At 62.8% G+C, this 666-nt stretch carries 1 protein-coding gene; it reads right to left on the bottom strand.

Features of this window, described 5'->3' with window-relative positions:
- Window positions 1-666, bottom strand: a 666-nt coding sequence (locus HX846_RS37015; protein ID WP_178967437.1) for a PAS domain-containing protein, incomplete at both ends; no start/stop codon positions are given.

Raw genomic sequence — 666 nt, 5'->3', positions numbered from 1 at the left:
ATGCCGCCGGTGAGCTGGCCGACCGCTTCCATCTTCTGGGCATGGCGCAGGGCGTCTTCGGCACGCTCGCGCTCGAACATCTCGTTTTGCAGGCGCTGGTTGGCTTCGGCCAGGGCCTGGGTGCGCTGGCTGACGCGCTCTTCAAGGTTTTCGTTGAGGTGGCGCAGGGCTTCCTCGGTAAGTTTGCGCTCGGTCTCGTCGATCACAAAAATATAGAAACCGTTGACTGAACCGTCAGCGCTGAAACGCGGCAGGTACTTCATCAGCGCGTGGCGTGGCCGCCCGTCATGGTGCGGGGTGACGGTGACAAAACTGCAGGCCTTGCCCTTGAGTGCCGCCTCGATCTTGTCGACGCGCCCGGCATAGATTTCGTCGCCCACGACTTCGCGGATGCTCTTGCCGTACAGCTCCTGCGGGGTCATGCCGTACCAGTCCAGGTAGGCACTGTTGTTCAGGCGAAAACGCTGCTCGTGGTCGACATAACCGATCAACACCGGCATGGCGTTGATGATCAGTTGCAGCTCGGTCTGGCTTTGGCGCAGGGCCTGTTCGGTGTGCTTGCGTTCGGTCAGGTCGAGGGCGGCGCCGAGAAAACGCGCCGGTCGGCCATGGTGGTCCTTGTAGCAGCGGCCACGGGCAAACACCCAGCGCACTTCGCCGTCGGCG

It is taken from the genome of Pseudomonas sp. K5002, assembly GCF_013386655.1.
Lineage (GTDB): Bacteria > Pseudomonadota > Gammaproteobacteria > Pseudomonadales > Pseudomonadaceae > Aquipseudomonas.
This window is presented reverse-complemented; position numbering and strand designations above follow the sequence as displayed.